This is a genomic window from Streptomyces cyaneochromogenes (assembly GCF_003963535.1).
Lineage (GTDB): Bacteria > Actinomycetota > Actinomycetes > Streptomycetales > Streptomycetaceae > Streptomyces > Streptomyces shaanxiensis.
The window spans coordinates 2,927,959-2,944,553 of the sequence record NZ_CP034539.1 but is presented as its reverse complement, the minus strand read 5'-3'; the positions used below and the strand labels follow the sequence as shown (position 1 = coordinate 2,944,553).

Annotated in this window: 9 protein-coding genes; 7 read left to right on the top strand and 2 right to left on the bottom strand. The window is 67.8% G+C overall.

Annotated features, from left to right (window positions below):
- Positions 1–3: 3 nt before the first annotated feature.
- Complete coding sequence (locus tag EJ357_RS13090) at positions 4–978, bottom strand: phosphatase PAP2 family protein (RefSeq protein WP_126391775.1); 975 nt, start codon at positions 976–978, stop codon at positions 4–6.
- A gap of 142 nt (positions 979–1,120) precedes the next feature.
- Positions 1,121–2,155: a LacI family DNA-binding transcriptional regulator gene (locus tag EJ357_RS13085; RefSeq protein ID WP_267132848.1), complete on the bottom strand. Its 1,035-nt coding sequence runs from the start codon at positions 2,153–2,155 to the stop codon at positions 1,121–1,123.
- A 381-nt stretch (positions 2,156–2,536) separates the two neighbouring features.
- Here EJ357_RS13085 and EJ357_RS13080 point away from each other — a divergent pair, with 381 nt between their 5' ends.
- The 7 genes from EJ357_RS13080 (at position 2,537) to pulA (ending at position 16,575) form a co-directional block, all read left to right on the top strand.
- Positions 2,537–3,805, top strand: coding sequence for an extracellular solute-binding protein (locus tag EJ357_RS13080; RefSeq protein WP_126391770.1), 1,269 nt, complete (start codon positions 2,537–2,539; stop codon positions 3,803–3,805).
- Positions 3,806–3,956: 151 nt separating this feature from the next.
- Positions 3,957–4,961: a carbohydrate ABC transporter permease gene (locus tag EJ357_RS13075; protein WP_126391768.1), complete on the top strand. Its 1,005-nt coding sequence runs from the start codon at positions 3,957–3,959 to the stop codon at positions 4,959–4,961.
- 13 nt (positions 4,962–4,974) lie between these two features.
- Complete coding sequence (locus EJ357_RS13070; protein ID WP_126391766.1) at positions 4,975–5,883, top strand: sugar ABC transporter permease; 909 nt, start codon at positions 4,975–4,977, stop codon at positions 5,881–5,883.
- A 192-nt stretch (positions 5,884–6,075) separates the two neighbouring features.
- Positions 6,076–7,749 (top strand): glycoside hydrolase family 13 protein, encoded by a 1,674-nt coding sequence (locus tag EJ357_RS13065; protein ID WP_126399422.1) that lies wholly within the window; start codon positions 6,076–6,078, stop codon positions 7,747–7,749.
- Positions 7,750–8,102: 353 nt separating this feature from the next.
- Positions 8,103–9,461, top strand: a complete 1,359-nt coding sequence (locus EJ357_RS13060) for an alpha-amylase (RefSeq protein ID WP_456114840.1) — start codon at positions 8,103–8,105, stop codon at positions 9,459–9,461.
- A gap of 256 nt (positions 9,462–9,717) precedes the next feature.
- The gene (locus EJ357_RS13055) at positions 9,718–11,010 is read left to right on the top strand and encodes an RNA-guided endonuclease InsQ/TnpB family protein (RefSeq protein WP_228473040.1); all 1,293 of its coding nucleotides are present in this window, start codon (positions 9,718–9,720) and stop codon (positions 11,008–11,010) included.
- A 153-nt stretch (positions 11,011–11,163) separates the two neighbouring features.
- Complete coding sequence (gene pulA / locus EJ357_RS13050) at positions 11,164–16,575, top strand: pullulanase-type alpha-1,6-glucosidase (RefSeq protein WP_126391764.1); 5,412 nt, start codon at positions 11,164–11,166, stop codon at positions 16,573–16,575.
- Positions 16,576–16,595: the final 20 nt, after the last annotated feature.

Here is a 16,595-nt window from a genome sequence, read left to right as displayed (position 1 = left end):
CGCCTACGCGTGTGTCGTGGGGCGGGCCTGTGCCGGGGGATGTCCGTCCTCGGTCGGGCGGATCGGTTCGTGAGGGGCTTGGTCGGCGCTGACGCGCGCCGCTGCGGGCGGACGCTCCCCGGCACGTCCCCTACCCGCCGTGCGCGGGTGCGGCTTCGTGCGCGGTTGCCGCGGCAGGGCGTGCGGGAGCGCTCCGTACCAGAGGCGTGCCACCGTGTATCCGAAGGCCAGGCAGAGCAGGCCGCCCACCGCGTCCAGCCAGAAGTGGTTGGCCGTCGCGACGATCACCACCAGAGTGGCCGTCGGGTACAGAAGGCCCAGGACGCGGACCCAGGGGACCCTCGCCAGCGCGAAGATCGTCACGCCGCTCCAGACGGACCAGCCGATGTGCATGGACGGCATCGCGGCGTACTGGTTCGACATGTTCTTCAGGTCGCCCGAGGCCATCGAGCCCCAGGTGTCGTGGACCAGGACCGTGTCGATGAAGCCGCCGTTGGTCATCAACCGCGGGGGAGCGAGCGGATACAGGTAGTAACCGACCAGGGCCACGCCGGTCGTCGCGAAGAGGACCAGGCGGGTCGCCGCGTAGCGGCCGGGATGGCTGCGGTAGAGCCAGACCAGGACCGCGAGCGTGACGATGAAGTGCAGGGTCGCGTAGTAATAGTTCATGCCGACGATCAGCCAAGTCACCGAGTCCACGGTGTGGTTGATCGACTCCTCGACGGCGATGCCGAGATGGTGTTCCAGCTCCCAGAGCCAGTCGGCGTTGCGCAGCGCCTCGGCCTTCTGCTCCGGAACCGCGTTGCGGATGAGTGAGTACGTCCAGTAACTCACCGCGATCAGCAGGATCTCGAACCAGAGGCGGGGGCGGCGCGGGGTGCGCAGTCGGCGCAGGGGGCCGGGACGCGTCTCGGCCGTGACGGGGTGCGGAACGGCCGGTTCGCGGCCTTCCAGTGTCGTCACGGTCGTCTCACCCATGGGCACAGAGTCTGCCAGATAAGCCTTCCCCGACCGATCATCCCTCGGGTGGGTTCAGGACGCATGTTCTACGGCGGGCGTACAGCCCCATTCTCCTACCGACGCAGGGCCGGGTGCGGGGATTCTCCGCCCTGGGGACGAGCTAGGAGTGGTTCCTGTTCCCAGGCCCCGAAGCAGTCGAACCGCGCACCACCAGTTCCGGCATGAACACGAACTCGCTGTGGGGGGCCGGAGTCCCGCCGATCTCCTCCAGCAGCGTGCGCACCGCCGCCTGTCCCATCGCCGGGACCGGCTTGCGGACCGTGGTGAGGGGCGGGTCGGTGAAGGCGATCAGGGGGGAGTCGTCGAAGCCGACCACGGAGATGTCCTTCGGGACCTCCAGGCCGCGTTGCCGTGCCGCCCTTATCGCGCCCAGCGCCATCATGTCGCTGGCGCAGACGACCGCGGTGCAGTTCCGGTCGATCAGCGCGGTGGCCGCCGCCTGGCCGCCCTCCAGGGTGTACAGGGAGTGCTGGATCAGCTCGGCCTCTATGACGTTCGCCGGCAGGTTCAGCTGGTCCTGTATCGCGCGGACGAACCCCTCGATCTTGCGCTGGACCGGCACGAAGCGCTTGGGGCCCAGGGCCAGGCCGATGCGGGTGTGGCCCAGGGAGGCGAGGTGGGTGACCGCGAGCGTCATGGCGGCACGGTCGTCGGGGGAGATGAAAGGTGCCTGGACCTTGGGGGAGAAGCCGTCGACCAGGACGAAGGGGACGCCCTGGGCACGCAGCCGCTCGTAGCGCTGCATGTCGGCGGTGGTGTCGGCGTGGAGGCCGGAGACATAGATGATGCCGGCGACGCCGCGGTCGACGAGCATCTCGGTCAGCTCGTCCTCCGTCGAGCCGCCCGGGGTCTGCGTGGCCAGCACCGGGGTGTAGCCCTGCCTGGTCAGTGCCTGGCCGATGACCTGGGCCAGGGCCGGGAATATCGGGTTCTCCAGCTCCGGGGTGATCAGCCCCACCAGGCCCTCGCTGCGCTGCCGCAACCGCACCGGACGTTCGTAGCCGAGCACGTCGAGTGCGGCCAGCACGGACTGGCGAGTGGTGGCGGCGACGCCCGGCTTCCCGTTGAGGACGCGGCTGACGGTCGCTTCGCTCACCCCCGCCTGAGCAGCGATGTCTGCAAGCCGTGTGGTCACGGCACTGGACTGTACCGGCCGTATGTCGCCTTGCACACCAATCGGACGCCGTGGGCGACCCGTTGGCCGTCCCCGACCCGGCTGCTGTGTCATCGCACTCCCTCGTGACAGTGATGGCAAGAGCTTGCAGAGTCTTGCACAGACCGTCTCCACACCGCTCCACCCCTGTAAAGAAGCGTCTCACGGCGGTCGCCGGGAGGTCACACAGCGGTAACTTCGACGTTCTCTTGCACTTTTTTTCTGCAAGGTCTTTCGTCGAGCTTTCAACGCTGTTACGTTCACGTCGCCCGGCGGCGGCAACGGCGCAGTCGGTAAGACAGCAGGGAAAGGCAGACGGGGCCGCCCCTGCAGCACACGGGCTTTCACCCTCAAGGAGATCTCATGCGGCGTGGCATAGCGGCCACCGCGCTGGTGGCGTCCCTCGCCCTCGCGGCGACGGCCTGCGGCGGAAGTGACAGCGGCGACAGTGCCGACGGGCCGGTCACCATCACCTGGTGGGACACCTCCAACGCGACCAACGAGGCGCCGACGTACCAGGCCCTGGTCAAGGAGTTCGAGGCCGCCAACAAGGACGTCAAGGTCAAGTACGTCAACGTCCCGTTCGACCAGGCGCAGAACAAGTTCGACACGGCCGCCGGCTCCAAGGGTGCCCCGGACGTGCTGCGCTCCGAGGTCGGCTGGACGCCCGCCTTCGCCAAGAAGGGCTTCTTCGCGCCGCTGGACGGCACCGAGGCCCTCGCCGACCAGGCCAAGTTCCAGCCCAGCCTGATCGAGCAGGCCAAGTACGAGGGCAAGGTCTACGGCGTTCCGTTCACCACGGACACCCTCGCCTTCGTCTACAACAAGGACCTGTTCAAGAAGGCCGGCGTCGAGGCCCCCAAGACCTGGGACGACCTGAAGAAGGCCGCCGCCAAGATCAAGGACAAGACCGGCGTCGACGGCTACTGGGGCTCCACCCAGGCCTACTACGCCCAGACGTTCCTCTACGGCGAGGGCACCGACACCGTCGACGCCGACGCCAAGAAGATCACCGTCGCCGGCGCCGAGGCCAAGAAGGGCTACGGCACCTGGCTGAGCCTGTTCGACGGCAAGGGCCTGCACAAGGCCGACACCACCGCCGACGCCTACGCCCACATCCAGGAGGCGTTCGTCAACGGCAAGGTCGCCGCGATCATGCAGGGCCCGTGGGAGATCACCAACTTCTACAAGGGCTCGGCGTTCAAGGACAAGAACAACCTCGGTATCGCCACCGTCCCGGCCGGCTCCTCCGGCAAGGCGGGCGCCCCGACCGGCGGCCACAACCTCTCCGTGTACGCCGGCTCCGACGAGGCGCACCAGAAGGCCGCGATGAAGTTCGTGAACTTCATGACGTCGCAGAAGGCGCAGGAGACGATCGCGCTCAAGAACTCCACGCTGCCGACCCGCGACGACGCCTACACCGCCGAGGTCAAGGCCGACCCGGGCATCGCCGGCTACCAGACGGTCCTCGCCTCCGCCCAGCCGCGCCCGGCCCTGCCCGAGTACAGCTCCCTGTGGGGCCCGGTGGACACCGAACTGCTGAAGGTCGCCGGTGGCAAGGAGTCCCTGGACAAGGGCCTGAGCACCGCCGAGACCGCGATCGCCAAGCTGGTCCCGGACTTCAGCAAGTGACCCCGAGTGGCCGCCGGAACTCCCTGATCATGGGGGGAGAGTTCCGGCGGCCACCGGCCTGTGCGCCGTACACCCCCTGCGCCGCACACCCCCCTGAGCCGTACCGCCGTACACCCCTCGATCTGTCGATCTCCACGAAGGTTGTCGAACCATGACAGTCGCCATCGACCGCGCGACCGGCAAGCGCCGCGGTGACCGCGCGCCGCGCCCCGGGCTGGTCCAACGCCTCAAGCACGGCTACCGGAAGCACTGGTACGCCTACGCCATGATCGCTCCGGTGGTGATCGTCCTCGGCGTCCTCGTGCTCTACCCCCTGGCGTACGGCTTCTATCTGACCCTCACCGACGCCAACAGCCTCAACAGCGCGCGCACCATCGGCGTCAACGAGATCGAGGCGACGTACAAGTTCATCGGCTTCGACAACTACGCCGACATCCTGTGGGGCGAGACGGCCTACGACCGCTTCTGGTCGCACTTCATCTGGACGATCGTCTGGACCGCGCTCTGCGTCACCCTGCACTACACCATCGGCCTCGGCCTCGCCCTGCTGCTCAACCAGAAGCTGCGCGGGCGCACCCTGTACCGGCTGATCCTGATCCTGCCGTGGGCCGTGCCGACCTTCGTCACCGTGTTCGGCTGGCGGTTCATGCTCGCCGACGGCGGCGTCATCAACTCGTTCCTGGAGACGCTGCACCTGCCGACGCCGCTGTGGCTGGAGGACACCTTCTGGCAGCGGTTCGCCGCGATCATGGTGAACACCTGGTGCGGTGTGCCGTTCATGATGCTCTCGCTGCTCGGCGGCCTGCAGTCCATCGACTCCTCGCTGTACGAGGCCGCGGAGATGGACGGCGCCAGCAGGTGGCAGCAGTTCCGCTACGTCACCCTGCCGGGTCTGCGGTCCGTCAGCTCCACCGTCGTACTCCTCGGCATCATCTGGACCTTCAACCAGTTCGCCATCATCTTCCTGCTGTTCGGCGACACCGCCCCGGACGCCCAGATCCTTGTCACCTGGGCCTACTACCTCGGCTTCGGGCAGCAGCCGCGTGACTTCGCGCAGTCGGCGGCCTACGGCATCCTGCTGCTGGCCATCCTGATCGTCTTCACCTCCTTCTACCGCCGCTGGCTGAACCGCAATGATCCGCAGCTCGCGATCTGAGGCAGGAGTCCCCATGAGCACGACCACTGTTGAGAACCCGGTGAACAAGCAGGACTCCGTGACCACCGCCGCCCCGCGCAAGGCGCGCCGCCGCGGCGAGAACAGCCGCGCCACGTCCCTCGTCTCCCACGGCATCCTGATCGCGGCGAGCCTGATCGCGCTCTTCCCCGTGGCCTGGCTGCTCTTCCTGTCCCTCGGCCCGGACAAGGACGACTACCTGCACCCCGGCGGCATCTGGAAGAAGATGACGCTGGACAACTACACGTACGTCCTGCAGGAGACCAAGTTCTTCGACTGGCTGGGCAGCACGCTCATCGTCACGCTGGGCACCACGCTCATCGGCGTCATCATCGCCGCCACCACCGGCTACGCGGTCTCGCGGATGCGCTTTCCGGGCTACAAGAAGTTCATGTGGGTGCTGTTGGTGACCCAGATGTTCCCGGTGGCCGTACTCATGGTGCCGATGTACCAGATCCTGTCCGAGCTCCAGCTCATCGACAACTACCTCGGTCTCATCCTGGTCTACTGCTCGACGACCGTGCCGTACTGTGCCTGGCTGATGAAGGGGTACTTCGACACGATCCCGTTCGAGATCGACGAGGCCGGACGCGTCGACGGGCTGAGCCCCTTCGGCACGTTCGGGCGGCTGATCCTGCCGCTCGCCAAGCCGGGCCTGGCGGTCGCCGCGTTCTACAGCTTCCTCACGGCCTTCGGTGAGGTCGCGTTCGCCTCGACGTTCATGCTGTCCGACACGAAGTACACGTTCGCGGTCGGTCTGCAGACGTTCGTGAGTGAGCATGACGCTCAGCGCAACCTCATGGCCGCGACGGCGGTGCTGATCGCCATACCGGTCTCCGCGTTCTTCTACTTCGTGCAGAAGAACCTGGTGACGGGACTGACGGCGGGCGGCACCAAGGGCTGACCGCCCCGAGGACGACGAGCTCCCGTGCGTGATTGCGCGCGGGTGGCGGCCGCGGTGGCCATCCGACCCCGCTGTCACCGCGGCCGCCTCACATCCGTGCGCCGGAGAACCCCGGACTTTCGCAAAACGCCGAAAACCTGCAAGCAGCACCATTCATACGTGACCCGAATCCAGTTACGCATCAAGGACGCCATGAGCCAGCAGCACTCCGCCATCGCCCCGGCCCCGACCCCCGCCAAAGCCAAGCGCAGCGACTGGTGGCGGGACGCGGTGATCTACCAGGTGTACCCGCGCAGCTTCGCCGACAGCAACGGCGACGGCATGGGCGACCTGGAAGGCGTACGCTCCCGCCTCCCGTACCTGCGCGACCTCGGCGTGGACGCCGTGTGGCTCAGCCCCTTCTACGCCTCCCCGCAGGCCGACGCCGGCTACGACGTCGCCGACTACCGGGCCGTCGACCCGATGTTCGGCAACCTGCTCGACGCGGACGCGCTGATCCGCGACGCCCACGGGCTGGGGCTGAGGATCATCGTCGACCTGGTGCCCAACCACTCCTCGGACCAGCACGAGTGGTTCAAGCGGGCGCTCGCCGACGGCCCCGGCTCCCCGCTGCGGGACCGCTACCACTTCCGCCCCGGCAAGGGCGAGAGCGGCGAACTCCCGCCCAACGACTGGGAGTCCATCTTCGGCGGCCCGGCCTGGACCCGGGTGACGGAGCCGGACGGCACCCCCGGCGAGTGGTACCTGCACCTCTTCGCCCCCGAGCAGCCCGACTTCAACTGGGAGCACCCGGCGGTCGGCGACGAGTTCCGCTCCATCCTCCGCTTCTGGCTGGACATGGGCGTCGACGGCTTCCGAATCGACGTCGCGCACGGCCTGGTGAAGGCCGAGGGTCTGCCGGACCTGGGCGACCACGATCAGCTCAAGCTGCTGGGCAACGATGTCATGCCGTTCTTCGACCAGGACGGCGTGCACGAGGTGTACCGCCAGTGGCGGGTCATCCTCGACGAGTACTCGGGCGAGCGGATCTTCGTCGCGGAAGCCTGGACGCCGACCGTCGAGCGCACCGCGAACTACGTCCGCCCGGACGAGCTGCACCAGGCGTTCAACTTCCAGTACCTGGGCACCGACTGGGACGCGGAGGAGCTCCGCAAGGTCGTCGACCGCACCCTGGACGCGATGCGCCCGGTCGGGGCCCCCGCCACCTGGGTCCTGTCCAACCACGACGTGACCCGCCACGCCACCCGCTTCGCCAACCCGCCCGGCCTCGGCACCCAGATCCGCACCGCCGGCGACCGGGAACTCGGCCTGCGCCGGGCGCGCGCGGCGACCCTGCTGATGCTGGCCCTGCCCGGCTCGGCGTACGTCTACCAGGGCGAGGAGCTCGGCCTCCCGGACGTCGTCGACCTGCCCGACGAGGTGCGCCAGGACCCGGCGTACTTCCGCGGCGCCGGCCAGGACGGCTTCCGTGACGGCTGCCGGGTGCCGATCCCGTGGACGCGCGAGGGATCGTCGTACGGCTTCGGCGGCGGGGGCAGCTGGCTGCCGCAGCCGGCGACCTGGGCCGAGCTGAGCGTGGAGGCGCAGACCGGCGTCGCGGGCTCGACCCTGGAGCTGTACCGCGCGGCCCTCGCGGCCCGCCGCGAGCACCCCGACCTCGGCGCCGGCGACGCGGTGGAGTGGCTCCGCGCGCCCGAGGGCGTCCTGGCCTTCCGTCGCGGCGAGTTCGTCTGCGTCACCAACACCACCGGTGAGTCCGTGACCCTGCCGGCCCACGGCCGCGTGCTGCTCACCAGCGGCGAGATCACCGAGGCGGACGGCGAGACGAAGGTCCCGTCGGACACCACGGTGTGGTGGACGACGTAGCTAGCCATGTGACCAACGCCGACAGGCCTGGCCGCGAGGGACCGACAACCCTTCCCGGCCAGGCCTGTCGGCGTTCGTCGTCCATGGACGTGGTCCAACTGGTGGTGAGGATGGGGGAGTTGTGGAGAGCACGTCAAGATTACGGATGCAACTACTTACTATGAATTTCAACTCTCTTGCAGTAAACCTTTCATGGCGGTACGTTCACGCCACGCCCGGCAACGAAGCCGCGCCGCGGTGCAGGGGGGACCCCAACTGAGCCGCTCTCGCAAGGAGTTCAGCCTGTGATATCGACACGCTCGGCGCCCCTGGAGCGCCACAGGAAGCGACGCCGTACCACTCTCGCAGCCACTCTGACCGCGTTCGCCGCAGCGGGGGCCGCGACGCTGTGGGCCCCGGGTGGCACCGCCTCCGCCTCCCCGCCCGGCACCAAGGACGTCACCGCGGTGATGTTCGAGTGGAAATTCGCCTCGGTCGCCAAGGAGTGCACCAACACCCTCGGCCCCGCCGGCTACGGCTACGTCCAGGTCTCCCCGCCCCAGGAGCACATCCAGGGCTCGCAGTGGTGGACCTCGTACCAGCCGGTGAGCTACAAGATCGCCGGCCGCCTCGGTGACGCCACCGCCTTCCGGAACATGGTCAACACCTGCCACAACGCGGGTGTGAAGGTCGTCGTCGACACCGTCATCAACCACATGTCCGCGGGCAGCGGCACCGGCACCGGCGGCTCGTCGTACACGAAGTACGACTACCCCGGCCTGTACTCCTCGGCCGACATGAACGACTGCACGGCGACCATCAGCGACTACACCAACCGCACCAACGTCCAGCACTGCGAACTCGTCGGCCTCGCCGACCTGGACACCGGCGAGGAGTACGTCCGCGCCACCATCGCCGGTTATATGAACACCCTGCTCGGCTACGGCGTCGACGGCTTCCGCATCGACGCGGCCAAGCACATGCCGGCGGCCGACCTCGCCAACATCAAGTCCCGCCTCAGCAACCCGGGTGTCTACTGGAAGCAGGAGGCCATCCACGGCAGCGGCGAGGCCGTCCAGCCCTCCGAGTACACGGGCAACGGCGACGTGCAGGAGTTCCGCTACGCCTACGACCTCAAGCGGGTCTTCAACAGCGAGAACCTCGCCTACCTGAAGAACTACGGCGAGGGCTGGGGCTACATGAGCAGCGGCGTCTCCGGTGTCTTCGTCGACAACCACGACACCGAGCGCAACGGCAGCACCCTGAACTACAAGGACGGCGCCAATTACACCCTGGCCAACGTCTTCATGCTCGCCTGGCCCTACGGCGCCCCCGATATCAACTCCGGGTACGAGTTCTCCGACACGGACGCGGGCCCGCCCAACGGCGGCTCCGTGACCGCCTGCTGGCAGGACGGCTGGAAGTGCCAGCACAACTGGCCCGAGATCAAGTCCATGGTCGCATTCCGTAACGCCACTCGCGGTGAGGCCGTCACCAACTGGTGGGACAACGGGGGCGACGCCATCGCCTTCGGGCGGGGTGCCAAGGGCTTCGTGACCGTCAATCACGAGTCGGGTTCGCTGAGCCGTACGTACCAGACGTCGATGCCTGCGGGGACGTACTGCGATGTGCAGAACAACGCGACCGTGACGGTGAACTCCAGCGGGCAGTTCACGGCCACCCTCGGCTCCAACACCGCCCTCGCGATCTACGCCGGCAAGTCGAGCTGCTGAGTTGTAAGTCAGCTAACTCCCCTCGGTCGGTTGCTCCGAGGGGAGTTAGCGCGTCTCGTGTCGCACCGGTACGCCTGTGGCTGGTTTGGAAGCGGCGAGCGGGACTGGGCTCTGATGAGGAAGCAAGCGGCCAGTGAGGATTCGAACCGTCGTGTGATTGCAGGGTTTCGAACGCGTTTGCTCATAGAGTGTGCAGTTTCGATTGGATGTGATCTTTGGGGCGAGGGATGGATCCCGTGCCCATACGGTGATCGACATGAAGCTCCGGTACAACGTTCGTGTGTACCCGAGCGCTTCTCAGCGCGGCAGTCTGGCGAGGGCGTTCGGGTGCGCCCGCGTCGTGTGGAACGACGCCCTTCGACTACGTCGTGATGCCCATGCGCAGGGTCTGCCCCGCCCGACGGCGGCCGAGTTGTCGAAGCGGGTTATCACTGAGGCCAAGAAGACTCCGGGACGGGCCTGGCTCGGCGAGGTGTCCGCCGTGGTGCTCCAGCAGTCGCTGCGCGACCTGGAGACCGCGTACAGCAACTTCTTCGCCTCGAAGAACGGCACTCGCAAGGGGCCGAGGATGGGTCCGCCGAAGACGAAGAAGAAGACCGCCCGGCAGGCGATTCGGTTCACCGTGAACGCCCATTCCGTCACCAGGAGCGGCAAACTTCGGCTCTCGAAGATCGGCGACATCGAGGTGTGCTGGTCACGCAAGCTGCCCTCAAAGCCGTCGTCGGTGACGGTCATCCAGGACCCGTCCGGACGGTACTTCGCCTCGTTCGTGGTCGAGGTGGACGACAAGCCTCTGCCCGGGCTGGACGTGGAGGAGACGGACACCGGGATCGACCTTGGCCTGTCCTCCTACGCCGTACTGCGCGGCCGGAAGATCGCTTCCCCGAAATTCTTCCGCCGCCAGGAGCGAAAACTCAGGCGGGCCCAGCGGGCCGTGTCCCGTAAGCGGAAAGGATCGAACAACCGGCGCAGGGCCAAGCAGGCCGTCGCGAAGATCCATGCCCGCATCGCCGACCGGCGACGCGACTTCATCGAGCAGGAGACCACCCGCATTGTCCGCGAGAGCCAAGCGGTCTATGTGGAGGACCTGAACGTGAAGGGCATGGCTACTCGGCGCGGCAGGCTCGGCAAGAGCGTCCATGACCATTCCCTCGGTAAATTCGTCCGCACCCTGGAGGCCAAGTGCCAACGGTACGGGCGGACCTTCGTCAGGGTCGACCGGTGGTTTCCCTCCACCCAGCTGTGTTCCCGCCCCGGGTGCGGGCGCCTTACTGGCCCCAAGGGTCGCGAGGAGCTGAACGTCCGGGTGTGGACGTGCGCGGAGTGCGGAACCCGGCACAACCGGGACGAGAACGCCGAGGCCAACCTACGCGCCGCTGGACGGAAACGTGTTGCTGAGATGCAGCACGAGGCGGAGCGTCAAAACGCCTGTGGAGAGCACGTAAGACCCCGCAAGCCGGGGCTGCGCTCGATGAAGCAGGAACCCACCCGAAGCCTTGCCGCTGCGCGCGGCGGGGCAGGCGGGAGCCACCCGCGTTCACGTGGGTGAGGACGTCAATGGATCACCGACTTCACTCAGACCAACTTCCTCTGCTGAAATTCCTTTCTGTCGCTTTCAGGACCCTTGCTGTAAGGCTTACGGCGGCGGTACGGTCGCGCGGGGTCGGACCCGAAGAGCCGTACATCGCAAGGAGTCCACATCTTGATAGCGAGATGGCCGGTGCCGTCGAGGCGCCGAACCGCCCATGTCGGACGGGTCGCTGCGGTCACCGTCACCGCGCTGGCCGCAGCGCTCGTCCAGCCTCTCGCGGCGCAGGCGGAGACTCCGCCCGCGCCTCCGTCCGACGCCAGGCTCGCCGCCGAGCCCGCCCGGCACGACGCCACGCGCGAGCAGTTCTACTTCGTCCTGCCGGACCGTTTCGCCAACGGCGACAAGGGCAACGACAAGGGCGGCCTCACCGGTTCCCGCCTCTCCACCGGCTACGACCCCACCGACAAGGGCTTCTACCAGGGCGGCGATCTCAAGGGCCTGACCAAGCGCCTCGACTACATCAAGGGTCTCGGCACCACCTCCATCTGGATGGCGCCGATCTTCAAGAACCAGCCCGTGCAGGGGACGGGGGCCGCCGCCTCCGCCGCCTACCACGGTTACTGGATTGCCGATTTCACCCAGGTCGACCCGCACTTCGGCACCAACAAGGACCTCGAGACCCTGATCTCCAAGGCCCACGCCAAGGGCATGAAGGTCTACTTCGACGTCATCACCAACCACACCGCCGATGTCGTGGACTACGAGGAGAAGTCCTACGACTACCTCTCCAAAGGCGCCTTCCCGTACCTCACCAAGGACGGCAAGCCGTTCGACGACGCCGACTACGCGGACGGGAAGTCCGCCTTCCCGGCCGTCGGCACCGACTCCTTCCCGCGCACCCCGACCGTCCCCGCCGCGAAGAAGAACGTCAAGGTCCCGTCGTGGCTCAACGACCCGACGATGTACCACAACCGCGGCGACTCCACCTTCGCCGGTGAGAGCTCCACCCACGGCGACTTCGGCGGCCTCGACGACCTGTGGACCGAGCGTCCCGAGGTCGTGACGGGGATGGAGAAGATCTACCAGCGCTGGGTGCGGGACTTCGACATCGACGGCTTCCGGATCGACACCGTGAAGCACGTCAACACGGAGTTCTGGACCCAGTGGGCCACGGCGCTGGACGCCTACGCGGCCAAGCAGGGCCGCGACGACTTCTTCATGTTCGGCGAGGTCTATTCGTCCGACACGAGCGTCACCGCGCCGTACGTCACCCAGGGCCGCCTCGACGCCACGCTCGACTTCCCCTTCCAGGAGGCGGCACGGCAGTACGCCTCCCAGGGCGGCAGCGCGCAGAAGCTCGCGGGCGTCTTCGGTGACGACTACAAGTACACGACCGACAAGGCCAACGCCTACGAGCAGGTCACCTTCCTCGGCAACCACGACATGGGCCGCATCGGGTACTTCCTGAACCAGGACAACCCGAAGGCGACCGACGCGGAACTCCTCGCCAAGGACAAGCTCGCCAACGAGCTGATGTTCCTCAGCCGCGGCAACCCGGTCGTCTACTACGGCGACGAGCAGGGCTTCACCGGCGCGGGCGGCGACAAGGACTCCCGCCAGACCCTGTTCGCCTCGAAGACCGCCGACTACCTCGACGACGACCAGATCGGCACCGACCGCACCCACGCGAGCGACGCCTACGACACGAGCGCACCGCTCTACCGGCAGATCGCCGGACTCGCCAAGCTCCGCAAGGCCAACCCGGCCCTCACCGACGGCGTCCAGACCGAGCGCCACGCGGCCGACGGCGCCGGCATCTACGCCTTCTCCCGCACCGACGCCAGGACGGGCATCGAGTACGTCGTCGCCTTCAACAACGCCGGCGAGACGAAGTCGGCGACCTTCGCGACCGGTTCCGCCGACATGGCGTTCAAGGGCATCCACGGAACCGACGACTCCCTGAAGAGCGACGCCGACAGGAAGCTCACCGTCACCGTCCCGGCCGGCGCGGCGATCGTCCTCAAGGCGGCGGGCAAGCTCGCCGAGCCGTCCACCGCGCCGACCGTCAGCCTCAAGGCCCCGGCCGCCGGCGCCACCGGCACGGTCGAGATCGGCGCCGACGTCGACGGCGGACAGCTCAACCGCGTCGTCTTCGCCGCCCAGGTCGGAGGCGGCAAGTGGCAGACGCTCGGCTCCGCCGACCACGCCCCGTACAAGGTCACGCAGACCGTCGGCAAGGACGTACCGGCCGGAACCGCCCTGCGCTACAAGGCGGTCGTCATCGACTCGGCCGGACGGACCGCGAGCGCCACGGCGGCCTCCACCACGGGCACCCCGCCCGCCGAGGAGGTCCCCAGCGCCGCCTCCCGCGACTACGCGATCGTCCACTACAAGCGCACCGACGGCGACTACGCGAACTGGGGCCTGTACGCCTGGGGCGACCTCGCCGACGGCGAGGCCACGAACTGGCCGGACAGCCACCCCTTCGTCGGCCGGGACGCCTACGGCGCCTTCGCCTACGTCAAGCTGAAGCCCGGCGCCTCGAACGTCGGCTTCCTCGTCATCGACAAGGACGGCAACAAGGACGTCTCCGCCGACCGCACGATCGACATCTCCAAGGCCGGCGAGATCTGGATCGAGCAGGGCAAGGAAGCCGTACAGACCACACGGCCCGACTACCCGGCGCAGGACAAGAGCAAGGCCGTCATCCACTACCAGCGCGCCGACGGCGCCTACGACGGCTGGGGTCTGCACGTCTGGACGGGTGCCGCGAACCCCACCGAGTGGTCGAACCCCCTGAAGCCGGTCAAGACTGATACCTATGGTGCGGTCTTCGAGGTACCGCTCACCGACGGTGCCACCAGCCTCAGCTACATCCTCCACAAGGGCGACGAGAAGGACCTGCCCGCCGACCAGTCCCTCGACCTCACCGCGAGCGGCCACGAGGTGTGGCTGTTGAGCGGCCAGGAGAAGTACCTGCTCCCGCAGCCGGCGGGTTCCGCGGCCGCGCTCGACCTGACCACCTCGAAGGCGGTCTGGATCGACCGGGACACGCTCGCCTGGAACGGCTCAGAGACGGCCGCCTCCACCCAGCTGCTGTACAGCCGGGGCGGCTCGATCGAGGTGAAGGACGGCGCGCTGGCCGGCGACGACGAGCGTTGGCTGCGCCTGTCCAAGTCCACCCTCACCGACGCCCAGAAGGCGAAGTTCCCGCACCTGAGGAACTACACCGCCTGGTCCGTCGACCCGCGCGACCGCGACCGGGTCCGCGAGGCCCTGCGCGGCCAGCTCGTCGCCTCCCAGCGCGCCGCCAACGGTGCCCTCCTGGCCGCGACCGGCGTCCAGATCGCCGGTGTGCTCGACGACCTCTACCCGGGCGCGACGAAGGCCGACCTCGGGCCGACCTTCGACAAGGGCCGTCCGACGCTGGCCGTCTGGGCGCCCACGGCCCAGTCGGTCAAGCTGGAGATCGGCGACTCCACCGTCGCCATGAAGCGGAACGACACGACCGGAGTCTGGTCCGCCACCGGCCCGGGGTCCTGGAAGGGCAAGGCGTACCGGTACGTGGTGAAGGTGTGGGCGCCCAGCGTCCGGAAGGTCGTCACCAACAAGGTCACCGACCCCTACTCGGTCGCGCTGACCGCGAACTCCGAGCGGAGCCTGGTCGTGGACCTGGGCGACAAGGCGCTGGCGCCGAGCGGCTGGTCCACGTACACCAAGCCCAGGGCCGTGCCGCTGAAGGACGCCCAGATCCAGGAGCTGCACGTCCGGGACTTCTCCATCGCGGACAAGACGGTGTCGTCGAAGGACAAGGGCACCTACCTCGCCTTCACCGACAAGCTCAGTGACGGCTCCAAGCACCTGAGGAAGCTGGCGAAGGCGGGCACGTCGTACGTCCATCTGCTGCCGGCCTTCGACATCGCCACCATCCCCGAGAAGAAGTCCGACCAGGCGACCGTCGACTGCGATCTGGCTTCTTTCCCGGCGGACTCGGACAAGCAGCAGGAGTGCGTGGCGAAGGTCGCCGCGAAGGACGCCTACAACTGGGGCTACGACCCGTACCACTACACGGTTCCGGAGGGTTCGTACGCCACCGACCCGGACGGCACCGGCCGTACGGTGGAGTTCCGCGAGATGGTCAAGGCGCTGAACGAGGACGGTCTGCGGGTCGTCATGGACGTCGTCTACAACCACACGACGTCGAGTGGTCAGGCGGACACCAGCGTCCTGGACAAGGTGGTCCCCGCCTACTACCAGCGGCTGCTGGCCGATGGTTCGGTCGCCAACAGCACGTGTTGTGCCAACACGGCACCCGAGAACGCGATGATGGGCAAGCTGGTCGTCGACTCGATCGTCACGTGGGCCAGGGAGTACAAGGTCGACGGCTTCCGCTTCGACCTGATGGGCCACCACCCCAAGGCCAACATCCTGGCGGTCCGCAAGGCCCTGGACGCGCTGACCCCGGCCAGGGACGGCGTCGACGGCAAGAAGATCATCCTGTACGGCGAGGGCTGGAACTTCGGCGAGATCGCCGACGACGCCCGCTTCGTGCAGGCCACCCAGAAGAACATGGCGGGGACGGGGATCGCGACCTTCTCCGACCGGGCGCGCGACGCCGTGCGCGGCGGCGGGCCCTTCGACGAGGACCCCGGCATCCAGGGCTTCGCGTCCGGGCTGTACACCGACCCCAACTCCTCCAAGAACAACGGAACGTCGGCCGAGCAGAAGGCCCGCCTGCTGCACTACCAGGACCTGATCAAGGTCGGCCTGTCCGGCAACCTCGCCGCCTACCGGTTCACCGACACCGGCGGCAAGGAGGTCACCGGCGCCGAGGTCGACTACAACGGCCAGCCCGCCGGCTACGCGGACGCCCCCGGCGACGCCCTCGCCTACGCCGACGCGCACGACAACGAGTCGCTGTTCGACGCCCTGGCCTTCAAGCTGCCGGCGTCGACGAGCGCGGCCGACCGGGCCCGCATGCAGATCCTCGCCATGGCCACGGCCACCCTGTCGCAGGGCCCGGCGCTCTCCCAGGCCGGCACCGACCTGCTGCGCTCGAAGTCGCTGGACCGCAACTCCTACGACAGCGGTGACTGGTTCAACGCGATCCACTGGAACTGCGCGGACGGCAATGGCTTCGGGCGGGGACTGCCGATGGCGGCCGACAACGCCTCGAAGTGGCCGTTCGCCAAGCCCTTGTTGGGCTCGGTCAAGGTGGGTTGCGAGCAGATCGAGGGCACCTCGGCGGCGTACCGGGACCTGTTGAGGATCCGTTCGACGGAGTCGGCGTTCTCCCTCGACACGGCCGACCAGGTGCAGTCGAAGCTCTCCTTCCCGCTGTCCGGGAAGGACGAGACGCCGGGTGTGATCACCATGCGCCTCGGTGACCTCGTCGTCGTCTTCAACGCGACGCCCGCGAAGCAGGAGCAGCGGATCGACGCGCTCGCCGGCGACGGCTACCGGCTGCATCCCGTGCAGGCCTCGGGGGCGGACCCTATCGTTAAGTCGGCGTCCTTCGACGAGGAAACGGGCACGTTCGCCGTTCCGGGTCGGACTGTCGCCGTCTTCGCACGGGCGCGGTGACACGGCACTAGCTTGAGTGG

Bases quoted from the DNA above. Each gene is read 5' to 3' on its own strand.
- EJ357_RS13090 (WP_126391775.1), bottom strand. From the start codon at position 978: ATGGGTGAGACGACCGTGACGACACTGGAAGGCCGCGAACCGGCCGTT.
- EJ357_RS13080 (WP_126391770.1), top strand. From the start codon at position 2,537: ATGCGGCGTGGCATAGCGGCCACCGCGCTGGTGGCGTCCCTCGCCCTC.
- EJ357_RS13075 (WP_126391768.1), top strand. From the start codon at position 3,957: ATGACAGTCGCCATCGACCGCGCGACCGGCAAGCGCCGCGGTGACCGC.
- EJ357_RS13070 (WP_126391766.1), top strand. From the start codon at position 4,975: ATGAGCACGACCACTGTTGAGAACCCGGTGAACAAGCAGGACTCCGTG.
- EJ357_RS13065 (WP_126399422.1), top strand. From the start codon at position 6,076: ATGAGCCAGCAGCACTCCGCCATCGCCCCGGCCCCGACCCCCGCCAAA.
- EJ357_RS13055 (WP_228473040.1), top strand. From the start codon at position 9,718: ATGAAGCTCCGGTACAACGTTCGTGTGTACCCGAGCGCTTCTCAGCGC.